This window comes from Microbacterium sp. CIAB417 (assembly GCF_022788845.1).
In genome coordinates this window covers 239,537-260,180 of record NZ_JAHZUT010000003.1, presented here as the reverse complement: position 1 = coordinate 260,180, position 20,644 = coordinate 239,537, and the positions used below count along the sequence as shown (strand labels likewise).

The window sequence follows — 20,644 nt, the reverse complement described above, 5'->3', positions numbered from 1 at the left end:
CGCCGGTCAGGAGGACAGGCCCAGCGACTCCATACGGCGCGCGTGCGCCGCCATCAGCTCGGTGAACACCGGCTCGACCGTCTCCTGGATCGCCGTCGTGTTCTCGGTGCCTTTGAGCGCTGCGCGCGCGATCAGCAGAGTGTCGCCGACGAGACGGCGTCCCCACAGTGCGAGCAGCGACGGCCACTCCTCGCTCTCGCCGAGGGTCTCGAGCAGGATGTCGACGAGCGCACTGCGAGCATCGTCCGCCTCCAGCGCGCGGGCGACGCGGAGCCCCGTTTCGCCGTAGCTCGCCGAGAGCGCGAGGTAGAAGTCGTCGAGCATGCCCGCGGTCAGATGAACCGAGAGCATCGTCTCCGGCCAGCGCACGCCGTGCACCTCGGCGCGGAACGCGTCGAGCGGCTCGCGGAAGGGCAGCATCAGGGCCGTCGGATCCTCGTCACGATCACGGATGACGGCGACGAGCTCCTCGTGCTTGCGCAGCGCCGCGCCCGCAGCACGCGAGATCGCCTCCTTGCGAGCGAGTTCGGGAGTCAGCGCGATGAGTTCGGAGAGGGTCTCGAAGAAACCGAGCTGGAGATAGGCGGCCTGCCCGAGGAAGGTGTCGGTGTCGGGGGCGAGCTCGGCGAAGTCGACGCGCGTGATGCCGTCATACTCCCCGCGCGAGCGCAGGCGCAGCGTGCGGCCCGCGGGCCTCGAACGACGTCGGAACCATTCCCACACACGACCAGCCTAGAAGGTTCCTCGCCCGCGCGCCGGAGCGCCAGGCGGAGCCGAGGCCGCGCTCCGGTATCCTGGTGGGGTCCCGGCATCGGATCGGGACCTGCGCGCCTGGGGCTGACAACGGCGCGGACATCCGGCGGCGCCTTCCGCGCCCACAACCAGACAGGTGCATATTGTGACGACTTTCGCCGAGCTCGGCGTCGACCAGGACATCGTCGACGTTCTCGCCGCTCGCGGCATCACCGACGCGTTCCCCATCCAGGAGCAGACCATTCCGCTCTCCCTGCCCGGGCAGGACATCATCGGCCAGGCCAAGACCGGCACCGGCAAGACCTTCGGCTTCGGCATCCCCGTCGTGCAGCGCCTCGGCGCCTCGCCGGAGCCCGGCGTGAAGGCTCTCATCGTGGTTCCCACCCGCGAGCTCGCGGTGCAGGTCTACGAGGACATGGACCTGCTGACCTCCGGCCGCAGCACCAGCGTCGTCGCCATCTACGGCGGCAAGGCCTACGAGGGCCAGATCGACCAGCTCAAGGCCGGCGCACAGATCGTCGTCGGCACGCCGGGTCGGCTCATCGACCTCGCGAACCAGCGTCTGCTCGATCTCTCCCACGCGACAGAGGTCGTCCTGGACGAGGCCGACAAGATGCTCGATCTCGGCTTCCTGCCCGACATCGACAAGATCTTCTCCAAGGTTCCCGCCGTGCGGCACACCCAGCTGTTCTCGGCGACCATGCCCGGGCCGATCGTCGCGCTCGCGCGACGCTTCATGTCCAACCCCATCCACATTCGGGCCAACGACCCCGATGAGGGACTGACGCAGGCGAACATCCGCCACCTGGTCTACCGCGCGCACAGCCTGGATAAAGACGAGATCATCGCCCGCATCCTGCAGGCCGAAGGCCGCGGCAAGACCGTCGTGTTCACGCGCACGAAGCGCGCGGCGCAGCGACTGGTGGACGAGCTCAACGACCGTGGCTTCAACGCCGGCGCTGTGCACGGCGACATGAGCCAGGAATCGCGCGAGCGGTCGATGGCGGCGTTCAAGGCGGGCAAGAAGGACGTCCTCATCGCGACGGATGTGGCCGCGCGCGGCATCGACGTCGACGACGTCACCCACGTGATCAACCACACCATCCCGGACGATGAGAAGACCTACCTGCACCGCGCCGGCCGCACCGGGCGTGCCGGCCGTACCGGCATCGCGGTGACCTTCGTGGACTGGGAGGACCTGCACAAGTGGGCCCTCATCAACCGCGCACTCGAGTTCGGACAGCCCGAGCCCGTCGAGACCTACTCGTCGAGCCCGCACCTGTTCACCGATCTCGACATCCCCGAGGGCACGAAGGGACGTCTGCGCAAGGCTCCCGCCACCGCGAGCGTCACGACCGTGTCGGGCGACGCGCCCGCCGCAGACGCGGCTCCCCGCACGCGCCGTCGCCGGCGCACGGGCGCGAACTCCGATGCGTCCGCCGCATCCGGCTCCGAGGCTCCCCGCACGGACGGCGGCGGCACGCACGATGGTGGCGGTGCCGAGCACCACGACGGAAAGCCGGCCGCACGGCGTCGCCGGCGTCGCCGCGGCCCCCGCCCCGACGCATCGGCCCCGTCCGCCTGACGCTTCGCAGCGCGCCGGTCCCCCTCAGGGGTGGATCGGCGCGCTGCCGCTTGCGCGGGCGATGATCCGCGCGAGCATCTCGGCCGACGTGGTGTTCTCGCCCGGTCGATTGGGTTTGCCCGCGCCGTGGTAGTCGCTGGAACCGGTGACGATGAGCCCGTTCTCTTTCGCGACGCGGCGCAGCACCGCCTTGCCGTCGGAGGTGTTCTCGCGGTGCTCGATCTCGAAGCCGCCCAGCCCGTGCGCGATGAGCTCGTCGATCACGGGCATCGGCAGCATCCGGTCGCGACCGTGCGGCGTCGGGTGAGCGATGATCGGCACACCGCCCGCGGCCACCACAAGCTCGACGGCGGTGAGCGGGTCGGGCGCGTAGTGCGGCTCGTAGTAGCCCGCGCGCGGGTGCAGCACGCCGTCGAACGCGGCACCGCGATCGACGACGATGCCGCGCGCGACGAGTGCATCCGCGATGTGCGGGCGCCCCACGGTGGCACCGGCGCCGGTCTGGGCGAGCACGTCCGCCCAGGTGAGGTCGTAATCGCGCGCGAGGCTCGCCACGATCCGTTCCGCACGGCCGATGCGGTCGTCCCGGATGCGGGCGAGCTCCGCCGTCAACGCCGTGTGGGTGGGGTCGAACAGGTACGCGAGGACGTGGACGCTGCGCCATCCCTGCCGTGCGCTCATCTCCATCCCCGGCAGGAACGTCATACCCAATCGCACGGCTTCGTCGGCCGCCTCGGCCCACCCCGCCGTCGTGTCGTGGTCGGTGAGCGACACCGTGGCCAGCCCCGCCGCGCGCGCCTGGCGCATGACCTCGGCGGGCGACTCCGTGCCGTCCGAGCGGGTGGAGTGCAGATGCAGGTCGGCGGGCGTCGATACGCGGCCGTCTGCACTCATCCCCCGAGCGTACCGCGCGCGCTGGTGCGCCCTGCTGCGTGCGGCCGACGCTCAGGTCGGCTGCCTAGGCTCGGAGGGTGTCACGTCTGCTGGGAATCCTGCTGAGCCTGCTCTGCGCGATCGCGGCGGCCGTGCTCACCTGGCCGGAGTTCTTCCGCCTCTCGCGGACCTTTCCGCTCACCCAGATCGTGTCGTTCCGATCTCTCGTCGCGCTGGCGTTCGCGGCACTCGCCGTCGTCGCGCTGCTACTGTCGACCGCTCGTCCGGTGCGTCGCGTCGTGCTCCCCGTCGCTCTGGTCGCGGTGCTCGCCGTCGGCGCCAACGCGACGATCATCGTCTCGCGCGGCACGGGCACGATGGCGCTGCCCGCGAAGACCGAGAACAGCATCCGGGTCATGACCTGGAACACCGCCGGCGATGCCACCTCGCCGCAGACGATCGCGCAGACCGCCATCGCCATGGGCGCGGACATCGTGAGCCTTCCCGAGACCACGATCGAAACGGGCGCCGAAGTGGCGGTCGCGATGCGGGATCTCGGCAGCCCCATGTGGGCGCACCACACCGAGTACGGCACCGACGGGTGGGCGGCGGATTCGACGACGCTGCTCATCAGCCCGTCGCTCGGCACCTACTCCGTCATCGCCTCCTCGCAGGAGGGCACGAGCACCGTCCCCAGCGCCGTCGCGATGCCGACAGACGGCAACGGCCCCACCGTCGTCGCCGCCCACGCGGTCGCGCCTCGCGAGGATCAGATGGAGCAGTGGCGCCACGACCTGCAGTGGCTCGCCGACCAGTGCGCGGGCGGGGACGTCATCATGGCGGGCGACTTCAACGCGACCCTCGATCACATGGCCGGGCTCGGAACCGACGGCGGAACGCTCGGCGCCTGCCGGGATGCGGCATCGCAGACGGGCAACGGCTCGGTCGGCACCTGGCCCACCGACCTCCCCGCCCTGGCGGGCGCGCCGATCGACCACGTGCTCGCCACACCCCAGTGGACCCCCACCGGCTCTGTCGTGCTGAGCGGGATGGACGACGCCGGCAGCGACCATCGGCCGCTCGTCGTGCAGTACGAGCGCACCGGCTGAGCGAGCCGCCGAGGAGGGTGGGAGACTGGAGCCATGTCGGAATCCACGGACACCTCACCCTCGACCGCTGAAGAGCCGGTCGTCTCGAACCGCAAGCAGCCCTTCCCCCAGGGATTCCTGTCGACGATCTCGACTGGATGGGCCGAGCGCGCGGAGACGATCGCTCCGCCGCGCATCGAAGCGGCCTACGCCGCCGCACGCCGCGTCGCACTCTCCGCACTGTTCCCGGGCTCGCGCCTCGTGATCCCGGCGGGCGAGCTGAAGCAGCGCAGCAACGACACCGACTACCCGTTCCGCGCGCATTCCGCGTTCGCCCACCTGACTGGATGGGGCGCGGACAGCGAACCGGGTTCCGTGCTCGTCTTCGAGCCCCGTGGCGAGGAGGGCCACGACGTGATGCTCTATTTCCGCGAGCGCGCCGACCGCACCACGAGCGAGTTCTACGCCGATGCGAGTGTGGGCGAGTTCTGGATCGGCCCGCGCCCCTCGCTGGCGCAGGTCGCGGCGGATCTCGCGATCGCGACGGCTCATCTCGATGCCTTCACCGTGAGCGACGCTGACCGCGTGGTCGACGAGGACGCCGAGCTCAGCCGGATCGTGTCGGAGCTGCGCCTCATCAAAGACGAACACGAGATCGCCCAGTTGCAGCTGGCGGTGGACGTCACCGGCGCCGGCTTCGACGACATCGTCCGAGAGCTTCCCCGCATCGTCACCCACCCTCGCGGCGAACGCGTCGTGGAGGGTGTCTTCCACCAGCGGGCTCGCAGTGACGGCAACTGGGAGGGCTACGACACGATCGCCGCTTCCGGGGCACACGCCTGCTACCTGCATTGGACCCGCAACGACGGCCGCGTTCTGCCGGGGGATCTCATCCTGATCGACGCCGGTGTCGAGGTGGACAGTCTCTACACCGCCGACATCACCCGCACGCTGCCGGTGAACGGGCGCTTCACCGAGGTGCAGCGCCGCGTGTACGAGACGGTGCGCGAGGCCGCCGACGTCGCGTTCGCCGCTGCTCGCCCCGGCGTGAAGTTCCGTGAGATCCACGAGGCGGCCATGTCGGTCATCGCCGCCCGTGTTGCGGAGTGGGGCCTCATCCCGGTCACGGCCCAGGAGGCGCTGGACGCCGATCACGGCGGTCAGCACCGGCGATACATGGTGCACGGCACGAGCCACCACCTGGGCCTCGACGTGCACGACTGCGCACAGGCGCGACGTGACATGTACTACGAGGGCGAGCTGGCACCGGGGATGGTCTTCACGATCGAGCCCGGGCTCTATTTCCAGGCCGACGACCTCACCGTCCCCGAGGAACTGCGCGGCATCGGAGTGCGCATCGAGGACGACATCCTCATGACCGCCGAGGGCCCCGTCAACCTGTCCGCGGGAATCCCCCGCACCGCCGACGAGATCGAGGCGTGGATCGCTCGCCTGTCGAGCTGACGGAGGGCGGTCGGGCCGGATGCGACGCGCTCAGGCGCGGTCGTCGTCCTGGCCCGGCTGCGCCCCTGGCGTGGCGGGCCGCTCGACGGGCGGCGTCTGGGGCGACGGAGAACCGGGCGTGATCCGCTCGCCGTAACGCGGCGGAGCGTCGCTGCGCGGCGCTGCCGAGGCCGGATGCGCCGCGGTCGGCGCTGTGCCCAGCGCGGCACGCGCCTTGTGCACGCTCGTGGGCGCGACCTTCACCTCGTAGTGGTCCGCGACGACCTGCATGACGGAGGCGTAGTCGCGCCGACGGCGCACGATCGAGAACATCAGGATGTTCAGCAGCATGCCGATCGCGATGCCGACCAGCAGCACGCCCACGAACGCCTGGATCTGCACCGAGGGCGAGCCGAGCACGAAGATGAACGAGAAGAGCACGCCGAGCATGAGGCCGTTGATCGCGCCCGACCTGGCGGCCGTGGCGTAGCCGAGCCGGCCGGTGATGCGTTCGATCGAGCGCAGACCCGCACCGACGATCGCGATCTCTTTCGCCGGCACCTCGGCGGCGATGAGAGCGGACACGGCCTTCTGCGCCCCCTCGTAGTGCGTGAACGAGGCGACGGTCTCGCCCGTCTCGGCGGAGCCTTGCGAGAACGGTGCACCCTGGTTGCTCATCACCCCATCTTCCCACGCCGAGCCGGAGCGCTCCCGGCGTGCTCATCGAGCCCGGGGCTAGGCTGGACGAGTGAGCACACAGCGGGTTTTCGTCGCGCGTCTGGCCGGATGCGCGGTCTTCGATCCCGCCGGTGACCGCCTCGGACGCGTGCGCGACGTCGTCGTGATCTACCGCGCCGACGACGCTCCCCGCGTGATCGGCCTCGTCATCGAGATCCCCGGACGACGCCATGTCTTCGTCTCGATCGGGAGGGTCACCTCGATCGAGACCGGCCAGGTAATCACGACCGGCCTCATCAACGTGCGCCGCTTCCAGCAGCGCGGCGGCGAGGTGCGGGTTCTGGCGGAACTCGTCGGGCGCAAGGTGTCGCTGCGCGACGGCTCCGGTCAGGCCGTCATAGAGGATGTCGCCATCGAACGCAACCGCCTCGGCGAATGGGACGTGTCGCAGCTCTTCCTGCGCAAGCCCAAGACGAGCCCGTCGCCGTTCGCGAAGGGCGCGACCACCTTCGCCTCCTGGCACGACGTCAACGACGGCCAGACCCGCGGCGAGGCGCAGTCCGCGGAACGGCTGGTCGCCAGCTACGCCGAGCTCAAGGCCGCCGACCTCGCCAACACCCTGCTGGATCTTCCCGAGGACCGCCTCCTCGAGGTCGCGGAGGAGCTTCCCGACGACCGCCTCGCCGACGCGCTGGAGGAGATGCCGGAAGAGGAGCAGGTGCACATCCTCGAGGCTCTCGGCGACGAGCGCGCGGCCGACATCCTCGACGCGATGGAGCCCGACGACGCCGCCGACGTGCTCGCCCAGCTGCCGGCCGAGCAGCGCGAGGAGCTGCTCGAGCTCATGGAGCCCGATGAGGCGGAGGACGTGCGCGCCCTCCTGCAGTACGGGCCCGACACCGCGGGCGGACTCATGACGCCCGAGCCGATCGTGCTGTCCGCCGACAACACGATCGCCGAGGCGCTCGCGCTCATCCGCCGCCACGAGACGCACCCGGCCCTCGCCGCCGCCGTGTTCGTGACACTGCCTCCCTACGAGACGCCGACGGGCCGCCTGCTCGGGACGGTGCATTTCCAGCGGATGCTGCGCTATCCCCCGCACGAACGGCTCGGCGCACTGCTCGACGATTCGCTCGAGCCCGTGCCCGCCACCGCCTCCGCTGCCGTCGTCGCGCGTCTGCTGGCGACCTACAACCTCGTCTCGGTTCCCGTCGTCGACTCCGCACAGCGCCTCGTCGGCGCCGTCAGCGTCGACGATGTCCTCGACTATCTGCTCCCCGAAGACTGGCGCACCGGTGACTCGGAAGGACGGCCGCAATGATGGCCCGATCGCCTCGCAAGGGGGCGCTGGATGCACCCCGCGGGCGGGGCGGGATGCTGTCGCGGTCCGGTCAGCCGTCGCGCGACCGCTTCGGCCGCTTCACCGAGGTGATCGCCCGCGGCATGGGAACGCCCTGGTTCCTCGTGGGGCTGAGCGCGTTCTGCGCCGCGTGGCTCGCGTGGAACACCATCCTGCCGCCGGAGCTGCGCTTCGACTCCTCGGACAACGGCTTCACCGCTCTCACGCTCGTGCTCTCACTGCAGGCCTCCTACGCCGCCCCGCTCATCCTGCTCGCGCAGAACAGACAGGACGACCGCGACCGGGTGCAGATCGAGCAGGACCGTCAGCGCGCGGAGCGCAACCTCGCCGACACCGAGTACCTCGCCCGCGAGATCGTCGCGTTGCGGATGGCGCTGACCGATGTCTCGAGCGAGTCGGTCACGCGCGAGGTGCTCCGCGACGAGCTGCGCGCGCTGCTGGAGGATCTGCAGGCGCACGGCGCCGGTGAGGAGCCGGAACAGGTCCGCGCGGAGCGCGAGGAGAAGCGCCGTCGGGCCGAACGCCGCGAGAAGGCGGAGCGCGAAGCCCGTGAACTCTGAGACCGACCGCGTCGCCCGAGTACGGGAGGCGGTCGGCGCCGTCACCGATCCCGAGCTGAGACGCAGCCTCGCCGACCTCGACATGCTGCGCGAGGTCAGCGAGGGCGCCGACGGCGGCGTGCGCGTCGCTGTGGCCCTCACGATCGTCGGCTGCCCCGCATCCGATCGCATCGAACGCGACGTGCGCCACGCCGCCGAGCGCATCGTCGGCGACGCCCCGGTCGAGGTCGTCCTGGGCGTCATGAGCCCCGAGGAGCGTGAGGCGCTGACAACCCGTCTGCGCGGCGGCCGCCGGCGCGGCAACCCCTTCACCCCTGAGTCGCTGACGCGCGTGATCGCCGTGACGAGCGGCAAGGGGGGCGTCGGCAAGTCGACGCTCACCGCCAATCTCGCCGTCGCGCTGGCGGATCGCGGCAGACGCGTGGGCGTCGTGGATGCGGACGTGCACGGCTTCTCGATCCCGGCGCTGCTGGGACTCGTCGACGCCGACGGCGCGAGTGTGAGACCCACCAGGATCGACGATCTCATCGTCCCTCCGGTCGCCTTCGACGTGAAAGTCGTCTCCATCGGCATGTTCCTGCCCGAGGGCGCAGCCCGCAGCGCCGTCGCGTGGCGAGGGCCGATGCTCCACCGCACGATCCAGCAGTTCCTCACGGAGGTGTATTTCGGCGACCTCGACGTGCTGCTCATCGACATGCCGCCGGGCACCGGCGATATCGCCATCTCGATCGGGCAATTGCTCCCGCACGCCGACGTCCTGGTCGTCACCACTCCGCAGGCGGCCGCGTCCGAGGTGGCGGCACGCAGCGGGCTGGTCGCCAGGCAGACGGGGCAGAGCGTTCTGGGGGTCGTCGAGAACATGACGGCCATGACCCTCCCCGACGGCACGACGTTCGATCTGTTCGGGTCGGGCGGCGGTGATCGCATCGCGCGGGAACTGAGCACGGATGCCGAGACGGTCGAGGTGATCGCGCGTGTTCCGCTCAGCCGCGCACTGCGCAGCGGCGGGGATGAGGGCGAGCCGGTCGTGCGCCGCGCCCCGGACGACGCCGCCTCGCTCGCCATCCAGCAGGTCGCCGACCGCATCCTGCTCTCCGGTAGGCCGCTCTCCGGCAGGCCGTTGCCCGTGACCCCGCACTGAGCCGCTGGGGCCTCAGGTCGCCTCGTCGTCGAACGGGGGCTGCTCCCCCGACTCCAGGTCGAAGCTCTCCGCGGCACGTGTCGTCGACATGGTCGCCGCTGCGGCGGCGCCGGCCGCACGCACGGTCGCCGTGGGCGGATCGTCGAGCAGCGCCTCGCGGATGATGCGTCGCGGGTCGTACTGACGCGGGTCGAGCTTGCGCCAGTCCACCTCGTCGAACTCCGGGCCCATCTCCTCCTTCACGCGGCTGCGCGCACCGCGCAGAAACTCGCGTGAGCGGTTCGTGAACCGCGCCAAGGCCTCCGCATACCGGGGCAGACGTTCGGGTCCGATCAGGAAGGCGGCGATCACGGCGATCACCAGCAGCTTCTCGATCGTGAGCCCGAAAACCATGCCTTCAGATTACCGCCGCGCCTGACCGCCGCCGCCCATCGGCGACCGTAGGCTTGCCGAGGAGGAACACCATGGCCGGACACGACGCGAGCGATCGATTCGCCCGCGAGGCGACCGTCGAACCCGACGCGATCGCCCGCGCACGCACGCACGCCCTCGAACTGGGCGCCGACCCGGTGAGCCCGCCGATCGGGGCGCAGCTCGCACTGCTCGCCCAGGTCTCACGCGCCCTCAACATCGTCGAGATCGGCACGGGCGCCGGTGTGTCGGGGCTGTGGCTCATGCACGGGGCGCCGCGGGCCATCCTCACGACCATCGACAAGGAGCCCGAGCACCTGCAGGCCGCCCGTCGCGCGTTCTCGGACGCGCGCATTGCGCCGGCTCGCGCCAGATTCATCACCGGCCGCGCCTCCGATGTCCTGCCGCGCATGAACGAAGCCTCCTACGACATCGTGCTCGTCGACGCGGATGCGGACGGCGTGATCGAGTACGTGGAGCACGGCCTGCGCCTGGTGCGTCCGGGAGGGCTCGTGCTCGTGCCCCGCATCCTCGCCGGCGGCGCCGTCGCCGATCCAGTGCGCCGCGATCCCGTGACGACCGCCTACCGGTCGCTCATCCAGGAGACGCAGTCCTCTCCCGCCGTCATCGGCGCGCTGTCGATCGTCGGCGAAGGACTCCTGCAGCTCACGACCATCGACGAGAGCCGCTGACACGCCACTGCGGCCGATCCCGAAGGACCGGCCGCAGTGAAGTAGGAAGTGAACAGCTCAGGCGCCGACGACCCCCGCGAGCACGTCGTGCAATTCCTTGGCCTCGGCGTCGTTGACCGACACCACAAGACGCCCGCCGCCCTCGAGCGGAACACGAACGATGATCAGGCGCCCCTCCTTCACAGCCTCCATCGGCCCGTCTCCGGTTCTCGGCTTCATGGCTGCCATCGTGGCTCCTCTTCGTCAATGGTGAGTTCCCAGTTTATCGTGCGTGAGAGCGCGCCCGACGCTTGTCCTCAGGGGATCTGCCAGAGTGTGTTCCCGAGCGCGTACATGTTGTAGATCCACCACCATTGTCCCGCCAGTCCCGCGACGAGCATGCCGATGCGCCAGGCCGGATGTCGCCCGACGGCGACCGCACCCCAGAGAGGCGACAGCGGAACGAGCAGCCGGAAGGTGCTCGACTGCGGGAAGAAGACGGCGAGAAGGTACAGCAGGTAGCTCGCCGACCAGAGGCGGATCTCCGTCCCGAGCCGTCGCACGCCCGGCGCGAACACCAGCACGGCGGCCACCACGACCACGATCACGGCGAGCAGCGCGAACCCGAGCCACAGCGGCCACCCCCACAGCCGCGCCCAGAAGGCCGTGCCGGCGAGGAAGCCGTCGAAGGGGAAGAAATGTGCGGCCGCATCCGGGATCCAGTTGCGTCGCCACGCGAGTTCGGTGGTGAGATATGCGGCAGGATCGCCCGTCGCGACCGCCGCGATCACCTGCCAGGAGAAGCCGACGAGGCTCGCCAGAGCGGCGAGGGCCACCAGGTGCACGACCTCCCTCACGGGGAGGGGGTCCACGCGCCGGCGGATCCATCGCCAGATGCCCACGAGACCGAGCGTGAGGGCGAAGGCGAGGATGCCGGGGCGCGTGAAGCCCATGAGCGGGATGAGCAGGTACAGCCATACGTAACGCCGCCGGAGCAGGGCGTCCAGAGCCAGCATCAGCCACAGGAGGAACAGCGACTCCGCGTACGCGATCTGGAAGAGGGCGGCGAGCGGTCCCGCCACGAAGAAGACGACCGCCCAGGTCGAGGTCGAGCGGTCCAGACGTCGACGCATCAGGCGATAGAACGCGAGCGCTGCGAAGTAGCCGGCGACGAGCGCGACGACCGGCCCCGCCACCTGCCACCCGCCGACGAAGAACCCGACTCCCTGCGACACCCAGGGATACAGCGGCAGGAAGGCCCACGCGTTCTCGGCCACCTGTCCCGCTTCGGTCAGCGGCAGGGGCGAGGGGTATCCGTTGGCGGCGACGACCCAGTACCACTGCGCGTCCCAGCCCATGAGCAGCTTGCCGATGCCGGGGTCCACGCCGAACCGGGATGCCGGGGACGACAGCGAAGAGGCGATGGCGAAGAACCCGAGCGTCACCAGACGAGCGGCGAGGTAGATGAGCCCGATCCGGACCGCGACCGGCCAGCGGCCGACGCGGGTCAGCTGCTGAGCCACGTGCGCAGCCCGCGCTCGACGTCCTCGATCTGCGCGATCGGAACGCGCTCCTGATCGTGGTGCGCCAGGCTCGGGTCTCCCGGGCCGTAGTTCACCGCGGGGACTCCGAGCGCCGAGAAACGCGCGACATCCGTCCAGCCGTACTTCGGATGCGGCTGCGCACCGACCGCGCGCACGAACTCCTGTGCGAGGGGGGCATCCAGGCCCGGCCGGGCGCCGGCGGACGAGTCCGTCAGCTCGACCTCGAAGCCTTCGAGCACCTCGCGCACGTGGGCTTCCGCCTCCGCCACCGATCTGCTCGGCGCGAAGCGGTAGTTGATCTCGACCTCGCAGAGATCGGGGATGACGTTGCCCGCCACGCCGCCGGTCACGCGGACGGCGTTCAGACCCTCGCGGTACGCGAGTCCCTCGACGTCGATCGTCGCCGGCTCGTACGCGGCCAGACGGGTGAGGATCGGGGCGGCGGCGTGGATCGCGTTCTCCCCCACCCAGGCCCGAGCGCTGTGGGCCCGGACGCCGTGCGTGCGTGCCACGACGCGCAGCGTCCCGTTGCAGCCCCCCTCGACCTGAGCGTTCGACGGTTCGCCCAGAATCGCGAAGTCCGCCTCGAAGAGGTCCGGGCGCAGGCGCGCCACCCGACCGAGCCCGTTGAGGGAGGCGTCCACCTCCTCGTGGTCGTACCACATCCAGGTGAGGTCGACGCGAGGATCGGTGAGCTCGGCGGCGAGCTTGAGCTGGACGGCGACGCCCGCCTTCATGTCGACCGTGCCGCGTCCCCAGAGGGCAGGCTGCCCCTCGTCGTCGATCAGGCGCGTCGGGAGGTTGTCGTTGATGGGGACCGTGTCGATGTGGCCGGCGATCACGACACGCTGCGCTCTGCCGAGGCGGGTGCGGGCGACGATCGTGTCGCCGTCGCGGAAGACCTCGAGGTGCGACAGGGGCGCCAGGGCCGCGGCGATGGCATCCGCGAGCGTCGCCTCGTTCCCGGAAACGCTCGGGATGTCGCAGATCGCCTGTGTGAGCTCGACGGCGGACGCGGACAGATCCAGCTCGGGCATGGCCTCAGTCTAACGAGGCTGTTCGGGCCGATAACCTGAGGGGATGAGCATGATGCGCACGGTATGGGGCACGGGTCTGGCGACGACGAGCGAGGACGGTACCGTTCTCGACGCGTGGTTCCCGACCGTGGCGGCCCAGGCCCAGACCGGTTCGGCGGCGGAGCTCGCGGAGTACGCCGGCGAAGACGCCCGCCGCCGGGTCACGATCGCTCCCGTCGAACTGACGATCGATGCGGATGCGGCTCCCGCCTCCACGATCGATGCCTACCTGCGCCTGCACGCGCTCTCCCATCGCCTCGTGGCTCCGAACGAGATCAACCTCGACGGCATCTTCGGCCATCTGCCGATCGTGGCGTGGACGACCGCGGGGCCCATGCACCCCCGAGACGCGGAGCGACTGCGCCCGGCGCTGACCCGCGCCGGCATCCAGCTGCACAGCCTCGACAAGTTCCCGCGGCTGCTCGACTATGTCACGCCGCCCGGGGTGCGCATCGCCGACGCCTCGCGCGTGCGCCTGGGCGCCTACCTCTCCCCCGGCACGACGGTGATGCACGAAGGATTCGTCAACTTCAACGCGGGGACCTTGGGCGCCTCGATGGTCGAGGGGCGTATCTCCCAGGGCGTCGTGGTCGGCGACGGCAGCGACATCGGCGGCGGCGCATCGATCATGGGCACCCTCTCGGGCGGCGGCACGCACCGCGTCTCGATCGGCTCGCGCACCCTGCTCGGCGCGAACGCCGGCATCGGCATCTCGCTCGGCGACGACTGCGTGGTGGAGGCCGGCCTGTACGTCACGGCGGGGTCCAAGATCGTGCTCGCCGACGAGCAGCCCGGCGCCGATGGAGCGCGCCCGGTCGTGAAGGGCGCGGAACTGTCTGAACGCGACGGCATCCTGTTCCGAAGGAACTCGGTGACGGGAGCGATCGAGGCCGTGCGACGCGCGGGCGTGGGCGTCACCCTCAACGAGGCGCTGCACGCATGAGCGCGGCGCGGCTGCCGAAGAAGCTCTACGAGCGCGAGCTCGCGCGCCTGCAGGCCCAGCTCGTCGACATGCAGGCGTGGGTGCAGACGACCGGCGCGCGCGTCGTGGTGATCTTCGAAGGCCGCGACGCTGCCGGCAAGGGCTCGACGATCAAGCGCGTGTCGGAGTATCTGAATCCCCGCGTCAGCCGCATCGTCGCGCTTCCGACGCCGACGGATCGTGAGAAGTCTCAGTGGTACTTCCAGCGCTACATCGCGCATCTGCCCGCGGCGGGCGAGATCGTGCTGATGGACCGCTCCTGGTACAACCGCGCCGGCGTCGAGCGCGTGATGGGCTACTGCACCGAGGCGGAGTACCAGCGGTTCCTGCACCAGGCACCGCTGTTCGAGCGGATGCTGGTCGAGGACGGCATCCTCCTTCTGAAGTACTGGTTCAGCGTGTCCGACGTCGAGCAGGAGGCACGCTTCCGCTCCCGGGCGAGCGACCCGATGCGGCGCTGGAAGCTGAGCCCGAACGATGTGCTCTCCATCACGAAGTGGGAGGACTACTCCCGGGCGAAGGACGCGATGCTCGTGCACACCGACATCCCCGAGGCGCCCTGGTACGAGGTCGACAACGAGGACAAGCGTCGTGGGCGGATCAACATGATCCACCACTTGCTCGAGCGCATCCCGTGGCAGCCGGTCCCCCACGAGACGGTGGAGATCCCCGCACGCCCCGCCTCACGCGGATACGAGCGGCCGCCGCGCAGCGCAGACGCGATGGTTCCCGATTACGCCGCTACGCTCGAGCGCTGACGCGGTCAGTCGCGCAGCCGCACCGACAGACAGGTGACGCAGCCCTCGAGCTTCTCGAACTCGGTCACGGGGGTGGTGACGACCTCCAGACCTCTCTCCCGGAAGAGCGCGGCGGATGCGGGGGCGTCCGCCGACATGAGCACGGTGTTCTCGTCGAGCACGACGACGGCCGTGCCATGTTCCTCGGGCACCGGCAGGAACGCCGGGAAAGCCTCAGGGTCGTCGACCAGCGGCGGATAGCCGATCACGGTGCCGTCCGGAAGCGCCGTCACCGCGGACTTCAGGTGCAGCACCCGTGTCACGGGGACACCCTGCACCACCCAGCCGCGCGGTTCGAGCAGGGCGCGCAGCTGCCCCACGGCGTCTTCGTTCGTTCGCGCCGACAGCCCCACGTACACGGTGCGGCCGATCTTGAGCACGTCGCCGCCGTCGAGTGTCGCCGGGGCGACGATCTCCGCGGTCTCGAGCCCCGTCCGGGCGGTCGCGGCTTCGATCGTGGGGCGCTCTCCCCGGCGTGAGTCGGCGCCGGCGCGGCAGAGCACGGCCAGATCGCCGAAGACGACCACAGCATCCTCGACGAACACCCCGTCCGCCTGCTCATCTGCCTCGGCGACGGTCAGGATCTCCCACCCGCGGGAGCGGAACACGTCGACGTACGCCTCCCACTGCTCTCGCGCGAGCGCCGGATCCACCGGCACGCGCTCGAGGTGGGTGAGCTCCCCCTCGGCCAGTCGCGACGACGGCGGCCGCACGAGAAGCCGCGGCATCGTCAGCTCACGCCCGGGTAGTTGCGCTCGGGAGCGCCCACGTACAGCTGCTGAGGGCGACCGATCTTGGTCTGCGGGTCCTGGTTCATCTCGCGCCAGTGCGCGAGCCACCCCGGAAGACGGCCGATCGCGAACAGCACGGTGAACATGCGGGTCGGAAAGCCCATCGCCTTGTAGATGACGCCGGTGTAGAAGTCGACGTTGGGGTACAGCCGGCGGGAGATGAAGTAGTCGTCGCGCAGGGCGATCTCCTCCAGCTCCTTGGCGAGATCCAGCAGCGGGTCGCTGACGCCGAGTTCGGCGAGCACCTCGTCGGCGGACTCCTTGACGAGCTTCGCGCGCGGGTCGTAGTTCTTGTAGACGCGGTGCCCGAAGCCCATGAGCTTCACGCCGTCTTCCTTGTTCTTGACCCGCTCGACGAAGCGCTGCACGCTCTCGCCGGAGTCGCGGATGCGGCCCAGCATGTCGAGCACGGCCTCGTTCGCGCCGCCGTGCAGCGGCCCGGACAAGGCGTTGATGCCTGCCGAGACCGAGGAGAAGATGTTCGCGCCGGTGGATCCCACGAGGCGCACGGTCGACGTCGACGCGTTCTGCTCGTGGTCCTCGTGCAGGATCAGCAGGCGCTCGAGCGCGCGCGACATGACCGGGCTGATCTCGTACTGCTCGCTGAGCACGCCGAAGTTGAGCTTCAGGAAGTTGTCGACGAAGCTGAGCGAGTTGTCGGGGTACAGGAACGCCTGACCGACGCTCTTCTTGTGGGCGTAAGCCGCGATGACGGGAAGCTTCGCGAGCATCCGGATCGTGTTGAGTTCGACGAACTCGGGATTGTGAGGATCCGACTGGTTCTCGTAGTACGTCGAGAGTGCCGCCGTGGCAGCCGACAGCACTGACATCGGATGCGCGGTGTGCGGCAGCGCGGAGAAGAAGCGCTTCAGATCCTCGTGCAGCAGCGTGTGACGCCGGATGCGGTTGTCGAAGTCCTCGAGCTCGCTCGCACTGGGCAGCTCGCCGTAGATGAGCAGCCAGGCGACCTCGAGGTAGGTCGAGTTCTTCGCGAGCTGCTCGATCGGATACCCGCGGTAACGGAGGATGCCTTCGTCGCCATCGATGAAGGTCACCGCGGACTTCGTCGCCGCGGTGTTCACGAACCCGTAGTCGAGGGTCGTGTGCCCGGTCTGACGCGTCAGCGACGACACATCGATGCTGGGCGCACCGTCCGTGCCCGTCAGCACAGGCAGCTCCGCGGTGTGATCTGCGACGGTCAGACGTGCGGTCTTCTGCTGCGAGCCGGCTTCGGTCACGGCGCCTCCTTGCGATGGATCGTCGGCGAAAGGTGGGGATCCTCGGTCGCCGGTGGCGACCTGCCCGGGCACGCTACGTGTCGGCGCGCCCCTGCGATTACAGCCTAGCCGTGGCCGGGGCCTACGGTGACTGGCGCCAAAGGAACGAGAGATTCGTAGGAGAAAAGCTACGAGCCAAGGGTGGCGAGGCGCCCCGCAGCCGCGGCGATCCGCTCGTCCGACGCCGTGAGGGAGAGCCGGATGTGCTGGGGGTGGTGCGGCCCGTAGAAGTGCCCGGGACCCGCGAGAATTCCGAGTTCGGCCAGGGCGGCCATGCTGTCCCACGCGTCCTCGCCGCGTGTCACCCAGAGATAGAGACCGGCCTCGCTGCGGTCGACGCGGAAACCGGCGGCCTCGACGGCGGGCTTCAGCACCTGGCGCCGGGCGCCGTAGCGCGCCTTCTGGGCGGCGACGTGCGCGTCGTCGGTCAGCGCGGCGACCATCGCGGCCTGCACGGGAGCCGGCAGCATGAGACCCAGATGCTTGCGCGCCGTCAGCAGCCGTGCCACGAGCGAGGGATCACCCGCGAGGAAGGCGGCACGATACCCCGCGAGGTTGGACTGCTTGCTCAGCGAGTAGACCGACAGCACACCGGAGAGATCCGCGGCGACCACGGCGGGATCCAGGACGGACGGCACGGGGGCATCAGCCCACGGCGCATCCCACCCCAGTTCGGCGTAGCACTCATCGGATGCCAGGACCGCCCCGAGCTCTCGGGCGCGCTCTCGTGCGCGGCGCAGCTCCTCGACGCTCCACACGCGACCGTCCGGGTTGCCGGGAGAGTTGATCCAGACGAGCTTGGTGCCCTCCGGCCAGGATGCGGGATCGTCGGCGGCCACCGAAGTGGCCCCGACCAGGCGTGCGCCGACCTCGTACGTCGGGTACGCCGCAACCGGATGAACGACGGTGTCGCCCGCGCCGAGCCCGAGCAGCAGCGGAAGCAGCGCGACGAGCTCCTTCGAACCGACGGTCGGCAGCACGTGAGAGGGCGTCAGACCCGCGACACCGCGGCGCCTGGCGTACCAGTCGACGATCGCCTCGCGCAGCCGCGACGTGCCCACGGTCTGCGGGTAGGCGTGCGCATCGGTCGCTGCCGTGAGGGCGGCTTCGACCACCGCAGGAGTGCGGTCCACGGGAGAGCCGATCGAGAGATCCACGATGCCGTCAGGATGTCGACGCGCGGTCTCGGCGTACGGTGCGACGGCGTCCCAGGGGTAGTCGGCGAGGTCGGCGACGCTCATCTAGGTGATCACTCGCCCTGGGGCGGCAACTCGGCGATGACCGGGTGGTCCTTGTGGATCACGCCGACCTTGGCGGCGCCGCCGGGCGAGCCGATGTCGTCGAAGAACTCGACGTTGGCCTTGTAGTAGTCCTGCCACTCTTCGGGAAGGTCGTCCTCGTAGTAGATCGCCTCGACGGGGCATGCCGGCTCGCACGCTCCGCAGTCCACGCACTCATCGGGGTGGATGTAGAGCGAACGATCGCCCTCATAGATGCAGTCGACGGGGCATTCGTCGATGCAGGCGCGATCCTTGACATCGACGCACGGAAGGGCGATCACATACGTCACGGAATCAGTCTAGTTCGCCTCGACTGCTGGTCGGGGCGCACGCGGCCACGCCACGACGATGGCGGCGATCAACGGGACGGCCCCCATCCAGATCAGCGCGAGCGTCTCGTGCTCCACGGTGAACAGCACGGACCCGCCTGTGGACGGCTGGGCGAACACGTACGTGATGACCATCACGCCCAGCGCCGCCGCCAGGGTCGTCCATCTGTCCCCCGTCAGCAGCCGCACGGCGATCAGCAGCGCTCCGGCACCGATCACCCCGAGGAGGAGCCCGATCGGCACCGGTCCGATCACTGCCGCATGAGCGAAGGATCCGGCGGCGCCGTAGACGACCCCCACGACGAGAGCGATCGCCCAGGCGGCGATACGAGATGCAAGCGAGCCCACCCCGGGATCCTAGTCGCCGCGGATAGGAGTCTTCTCAGGCAGCCCAGCCCACGAGCCGAAGCAGGGCTGCGACCGCGGCCGCCGCGACGACCACGATGAGGAACGGCGCGCGCAGCGCGAGCAGGCCTCCGGCGACCAGGAGTGCGGGCACGCGCGCATCGACGACGATCGCCTGCCCCGCCCCCAGCGCCTGCACGGCGACCAGCGCACCCAGAAGCGCCACGGTGAGCAGGTCGGCGATGCGCGCGGGCCTCGGCGCCTCGACGAAGCGGGTCGGGATGGCGTAGCCCACCGCTTTGAGGGCGAGGCAGATCACGGCGGCGAGAAGGACGGCGTTCCACAGCGTCATGATGCCGCCTTCGCAGCAGGACGATCGGCCCATCCGACCACGATCGCCACGAGCGCGGCGATCAGCACGGGGACACCCGGCATGAGCACGGGGGTGAGCACCGTCGCCACCACGGCTGCGGCGATGCCGACAGCGATGGCCTGCCGTCCCGCCAGCCGCGGCCACAGCAGCGCGAGGAAGGCCGCGGCGGCGGCCGCATCCAGTCCGTACGCGCGCGGGTCGCCCAGCACATCCCCCAGCAGCGCGCCCGCGAGCGTCGAGATGTTCCAGCCGATGTAGATGCCGATACCCGTGACCCAGAAGCCCAGCGCTTTGGCGCGCGTGTCGGTCTGGGCGAGCGAGACGGCCGTCGACTCGTCGATCGTGAATCCGGCGGCGGCCATCTTGCGCCAGATTCCGTCGAACTGCGGCGACAACCGCATGCCGTACGCGACGTTTCGCACCCCGAGCAGTGCCGCTGAGGCGATCGCTGCGGGGGCTGCAGCGATCCCGCCGGCAGCGATCACGCCGACGAAGGCGAACTGCGAACCGCCCGTGAACATGAGCAGGCTCAGGACGCACGTCTGCCAGACATCCAGGCCCGCAGCGACCGAGAGGGCGCCGAAGGAGACGCCGTACGCGCTCGTCGCCAGAGCGACCGCGAGCCCCTGCCTCACCGCGCGACGGCCGGCCTCGGGCGGGCGATCCTCTTCCATTCCCCCAGGATGTCCCGCGGAGAGGCGTTCGTCAAACCGAACAATCGTGCGTCATACTGACCGCATGGAGACCATAGGTCCACGCATCGCCCGCTCCCTCCGCCGCGAACGGGAACGCGCAGGCGTGAGCATCTCCGAACTCGCGCGCCGCGCGGGAGTGGGAAAGGCCACGATTTCACAACTCGAGTCGGGCGCCGGCAACCCCAGCGTGGAGACGCTCTGGGCCATCGCGACCGCGCTCGGCGTGCCGTTCGCCGTCTTCGTCGAAGACCCCGACGACACCCCGCGCCTCATCCGCGCGCGTTCGGACGAGGGCATCCGCGCGGCCGACTCCCCGTACAGTGCGCTGCTGCTCGCGGCCGGGTCGCCGCATTCGCGCAGCGACCTCTACCTGCTGCGCGCCGAGCCGGGAGATCCGCGGCGGTCGCTGCCGCACGCCACAGGGACCATCGAGCACGTCGTGCTGATCACCGGACGCGCCGCCGCCGGACCGGCGGACTCCCCCGTCGAGCTCTCGCCGGGCGACTACCTGCGGTATCGCGGGGATGCGCCTCACATCTTCGAGGCGCTCACCCGCGACACCAGCGCGGTCCTCGTCTCCGAAGTCCGCTAG

General features: G+C 70.0%; 24 protein-coding genes. 10 read left to right on the top strand and 14 right to left on the bottom strand.

All coding sequences use genetic code 11. The annotated features are described in order from the left end of the window. Positions 1-6: 6 nt before the first annotated feature. Positions 7-723, bottom strand: coding sequence for a ferritin-like fold-containing protein (locus tag KYX17_RS13545; protein ID WP_243227514.1), 717 nt, complete (start codon positions 721-723; stop codon positions 7-9). 175 nt (positions 724-898) lie between these two features. Here KYX17_RS13545 and KYX17_RS13540 point away from each other — a divergent pair, with 175 nt between their 5' ends. Further along, positions 899-2,338, top strand: a complete 1,440-nt coding sequence (locus KYX17_RS13540; protein WP_243227513.1) for a DEAD/DEAH box helicase — start codon at positions 899-901, stop codon at positions 2,336-2,338. Positions 2,339-2,362: 24 nt separating this feature from the next. Here the strand turns inward: KYX17_RS13540 and KYX17_RS13535 are convergent, their stop codons facing one another. Further along, entirely contained in the window at positions 2,363-3,232 is an 870-nt protein-coding gene (locus tag KYX17_RS13535; RefSeq protein WP_243227512.1) for a PHP domain-containing protein, read from the bottom strand. A 77-nt stretch (positions 3,233-3,309) separates the two neighbouring features. Here KYX17_RS13535 and KYX17_RS13530 point away from each other — a divergent pair, with 77 nt between their 5' ends. Next, complete coding sequence (locus tag KYX17_RS13530) at positions 3,310-4,320, top strand: endonuclease/exonuclease/phosphatase family protein (protein WP_243227511.1); 1,011 nt, start codon at positions 3,310-3,312, stop codon at positions 4,318-4,320. 33 nt (positions 4,321-4,353) lie between these two features. Next, the gene (locus KYX17_RS13525; protein WP_243227510.1) at positions 4,354-5,763 is read left to right on the top strand and encodes an aminopeptidase P family protein; all 1,410 of its coding nucleotides are present in this window, start codon (positions 4,354-4,356) and stop codon (positions 5,761-5,763) included. 30 nt (positions 5,764-5,793) lie between these two features. On the opposite strand, the gene KYX17_RS13520 is transcribed toward KYX17_RS13525, so the two are convergent. Beyond that, positions 5,794-6,420, bottom strand: coding sequence for a general stress protein (locus KYX17_RS13520; RefSeq protein WP_243227509.1), 627 nt, complete (start codon positions 6,418-6,420; stop codon positions 5,794-5,796). A 70-nt stretch (positions 6,421-6,490) separates the two neighbouring features. Between KYX17_RS13520 and KYX17_RS13515 the strand changes: the two genes are divergently transcribed. From KYX17_RS13515 to KYX17_RS13505, 3 genes are read left to right on the top strand one after another with little or no spacing between them, the layout of a single operon-like run. After that, positions 6,491-7,741 (top strand): magnesium transporter MgtE N-terminal domain-containing protein, encoded by a 1,251-nt coding sequence (locus tag KYX17_RS13515; RefSeq protein WP_243227508.1) that lies wholly within the window; start codon positions 6,491-6,493, stop codon positions 7,739-7,741. After that, complete coding sequence (locus tag KYX17_RS13510) at positions 7,741-8,340, top strand: DUF1003 domain-containing protein (protein WP_243228187.1); 600 nt, start codon at positions 7,741-7,743, stop codon at positions 8,338-8,340. The genes KYX17_RS13515 and KYX17_RS13510 overlap by 1 nt, the downstream gene beginning before the upstream one ends. Further along, positions 8,330-9,481: an Mrp/NBP35 family ATP-binding protein gene (locus tag KYX17_RS13505; protein ID WP_243227507.1), complete on the top strand. Its 1,152-nt coding sequence runs from the start codon at positions 8,330-8,332 to the stop codon at positions 9,479-9,481. Before KYX17_RS13510 ends, KYX17_RS13505 begins: the two co-directional genes overlap by 11 nt. Positions 9,482-9,493: 12 nt before the next feature. Here the strand turns inward: KYX17_RS13505 and KYX17_RS13500 are convergent, their stop codons facing one another. Further along, positions 9,494-9,874, bottom strand: coding sequence for a Sec-independent protein translocase TatB (locus KYX17_RS13500; protein WP_243227506.1), 381 nt, complete (start codon positions 9,872-9,874; stop codon positions 9,494-9,496). A gap of 71 nt (positions 9,875-9,945) precedes the next feature. Here KYX17_RS13500 and KYX17_RS13495 point away from each other — a divergent pair, with 71 nt between their 5' ends. Next, entirely contained in the window at positions 9,946-10,584 is a 639-nt protein-coding gene (locus KYX17_RS13495) for an O-methyltransferase (protein ID WP_243227505.1), read from the top strand. 57 nt (positions 10,585-10,641) lie between these two features. Here KYX17_RS13495 and KYX17_RS13490 read toward each other — a convergent pair whose 3' ends face one another. The 3 genes from KYX17_RS13490 to dapE form a co-directional block, all read right to left on the bottom strand. Beyond that, positions 10,642-10,812: a DUF3117 domain-containing protein gene (locus tag KYX17_RS13490; RefSeq protein WP_137417400.1), complete on the bottom strand. Its 171-nt coding sequence runs from the start codon at positions 10,810-10,812 to the stop codon at positions 10,642-10,644. 68 nt (positions 10,813-10,880) lie between these two features. Then, positions 10,881-12,086 (bottom strand): hypothetical protein, encoded by a 1,206-nt coding sequence (locus tag KYX17_RS13485; protein WP_243227504.1) that lies wholly within the window; start codon positions 12,084-12,086, stop codon positions 10,881-10,883. After that, the gene (gene dapE / locus KYX17_RS13480; protein ID WP_243227503.1) at positions 12,071-13,144 is read right to left on the bottom strand and encodes a succinyl-diaminopimelate desuccinylase; all 1,074 of its coding nucleotides are present in this window, start codon (positions 13,142-13,144) and stop codon (positions 12,071-12,073) included. Before dapE ends, KYX17_RS13485 begins: the two co-directional genes overlap by 16 nt. A 43-nt stretch (positions 13,145-13,187) precedes the next feature. On the opposite strand from dapE, the gene dapD reads away from it, so the two are divergent. After that, positions 13,188-14,126 (top strand): 2,3,4,5-tetrahydropyridine-2,6-dicarboxylate N-succinyltransferase, encoded by a 939-nt coding sequence (dapD, locus tag KYX17_RS13475; RefSeq protein ID WP_243227502.1) that lies wholly within the window; start codon positions 13,188-13,190, stop codon positions 14,124-14,126. Then, positions 14,123-14,923, top strand: coding sequence for a polyphosphate kinase 2 (gene ppk2, locus KYX17_RS13470; protein ID WP_243227501.1), 801 nt, complete (start codon positions 14,123-14,125; stop codon positions 14,921-14,923). Before dapD ends, ppk2 begins: the two co-directional genes overlap by 4 nt. Positions 14,924-14,928: 5 nt before the next feature. Here ppk2 and ddaH read toward each other — a convergent pair whose 3' ends face one another. The 7 genes from ddaH to KYX17_RS13435 form a co-directional block, all read right to left on the bottom strand. Further along, positions 14,929-15,690 (bottom strand): dimethylargininase, encoded by a 762-nt coding sequence (gene ddaH / locus KYX17_RS13465; RefSeq protein ID WP_243227500.1) that lies wholly within the window; start codon positions 15,688-15,690, stop codon positions 14,929-14,931. A gap of 2 nt (positions 15,691-15,692) precedes the next feature. Then, entirely contained in the window at positions 15,693-16,991 is a 1,299-nt protein-coding gene (locus KYX17_RS13460; protein WP_243227499.1) for a citrate synthase, read from the bottom strand. Positions 16,992-17,158: 167 nt separating this feature from the next. Further along, positions 17,159-18,271 carry a succinyldiaminopimelate transaminase gene (gene dapC, locus KYX17_RS13455; RefSeq protein ID WP_243227498.1) on the bottom strand — a complete coding sequence of 371 codons (1,113 nt, stop codon included), beginning with the start codon at positions 18,269-18,271 and terminating at the stop codon, positions 17,159-17,161. A gap of 8 nt (positions 18,272-18,279) precedes the next feature. Continuing rightward, a complete protein-coding gene (gene fdxA, locus KYX17_RS13450; protein WP_137417408.1) occupies positions 18,280-18,600 on the bottom strand; it encodes a ferredoxin in 321 nt (106 codons plus the stop codon). 9 nt (positions 18,601-18,609) lie between these two features. Next, a complete protein-coding gene (locus KYX17_RS13445; protein WP_243227497.1) occupies positions 18,610-18,987 on the bottom strand; it encodes a DUF6113 family protein in 378 nt (125 codons plus the stop codon). Between the two features lie 34 nt (positions 18,988-19,021). Further along, positions 19,022-19,336 (bottom strand): AzlD domain-containing protein, encoded by a 315-nt coding sequence (locus tag KYX17_RS13440; protein WP_243227496.1) that lies wholly within the window; start codon positions 19,334-19,336, stop codon positions 19,022-19,024. Continuing rightward, complete coding sequence (locus KYX17_RS13435; protein WP_243227495.1) at positions 19,333-20,031, bottom strand: AzlC family ABC transporter permease; 699 nt, start codon at positions 20,029-20,031, stop codon at positions 19,333-19,335. Before KYX17_RS13435 ends, KYX17_RS13440 begins: the two co-directional genes overlap by 4 nt. A gap of 64 nt (positions 20,032-20,095) precedes the next feature. Between KYX17_RS13435 and KYX17_RS13430 the strand changes: the two genes are divergently transcribed. Further along, the gene (locus tag KYX17_RS13430; protein ID WP_243227494.1) at positions 20,096-20,644 is read left to right on the top strand and encodes a helix-turn-helix domain-containing protein; all 549 of its coding nucleotides are present in this window, start codon (positions 20,096-20,098) and stop codon (positions 20,642-20,644) included.

What these genes read in the sequence shown, in the direction of transcription:
- ddaH (WP_243227500.1), bottom strand. Translation starts at nt 15,690, where the DNA reads ATGCCGCGGCTTCTCGTGCGGCCGCCGTCGTCGCGACTGGCCGAGGGG.
- dapE (WP_243227503.1), bottom strand. Translation starts at nt 13,144, where the DNA reads ATGCCCGAGCTGGATCTGTCCGCGTCCGCCGTCGAGCTCACACAGGCG.
- KYX17_RS13520 (WP_243227509.1), bottom strand. Translation starts at nt 6,420, where the DNA reads ATGAGCAACCAGGGTGCACCGTTCTCGCAAGGCTCCGCCGAGACGGGC.
- KYX17_RS13490 (WP_137417400.1), bottom strand. Translation starts at nt 10,812, where the DNA reads ATGGCAGCCATGAAGCCGAGAACCGGAGACGGGCCGATGGAGGCTGTG.
- KYX17_RS13440 (WP_243227496.1), bottom strand. Translation starts at nt 19,336, where the DNA reads ATGACGCTGTGGAACGCCGTCCTTCTCGCCGCCGTGATCTGCCTCGCC.
- KYX17_RS13535 (WP_243227512.1), bottom strand. Translation starts at nt 3,232, where the DNA reads ATGAGTGCAGACGGCCGCGTATCGACGCCCGCCGACCTGCATCTGCAC.
- KYX17_RS13500 (WP_243227506.1), bottom strand. Translation starts at nt 9,874, where the DNA reads ATGGTTTTCGGGCTCACGATCGAGAAGCTGCTGGTGATCGCCGTGATC.
- KYX17_RS13435 (WP_243227495.1), bottom strand. Translation starts at nt 20,031, where the DNA reads ATGGAAGAGGATCGCCCGCCCGAGGCCGGCCGTCGCGCGGTGAGGCAG.
- KYX17_RS13430 (WP_243227494.1), top strand. Translation starts at nt 20,096, where the DNA reads ATGGAGACCATAGGTCCACGCATCGCCCGCTCCCTCCGCCGCGAACGG.
- dapD (WP_243227502.1), top strand. Translation starts at nt 13,188, where the DNA reads ATGAGCATGATGCGCACGGTATGGGGCACGGGTCTGGCGACGACGAGC.
- KYX17_RS13525 (WP_243227510.1), top strand. Translation starts at nt 4,354, where the DNA reads ATGTCGGAATCCACGGACACCTCACCCTCGACCGCTGAAGAGCCGGTC.
- ppk2 (WP_243227501.1), top strand. Translation starts at nt 14,123, where the DNA reads ATGAGCGCGGCGCGGCTGCCGAAGAAGCTCTACGAGCGCGAGCTCGCG.
- KYX17_RS13495 (WP_243227505.1), top strand. Translation starts at nt 9,946, where the DNA reads ATGGCCGGACACGACGCGAGCGATCGATTCGCCCGCGAGGCGACCGTC.
- KYX17_RS13510 (WP_243228187.1), top strand. Translation starts at nt 7,741, where the DNA reads ATGGCCCGATCGCCTCGCAAGGGGGCGCTGGATGCACCCCGCGGGCGG.
- dapC (WP_243227498.1), bottom strand. Translation starts at nt 18,271, where the DNA reads ATGAGCGTCGCCGACCTCGCCGACTACCCCTGGGACGCCGTCGCACCG.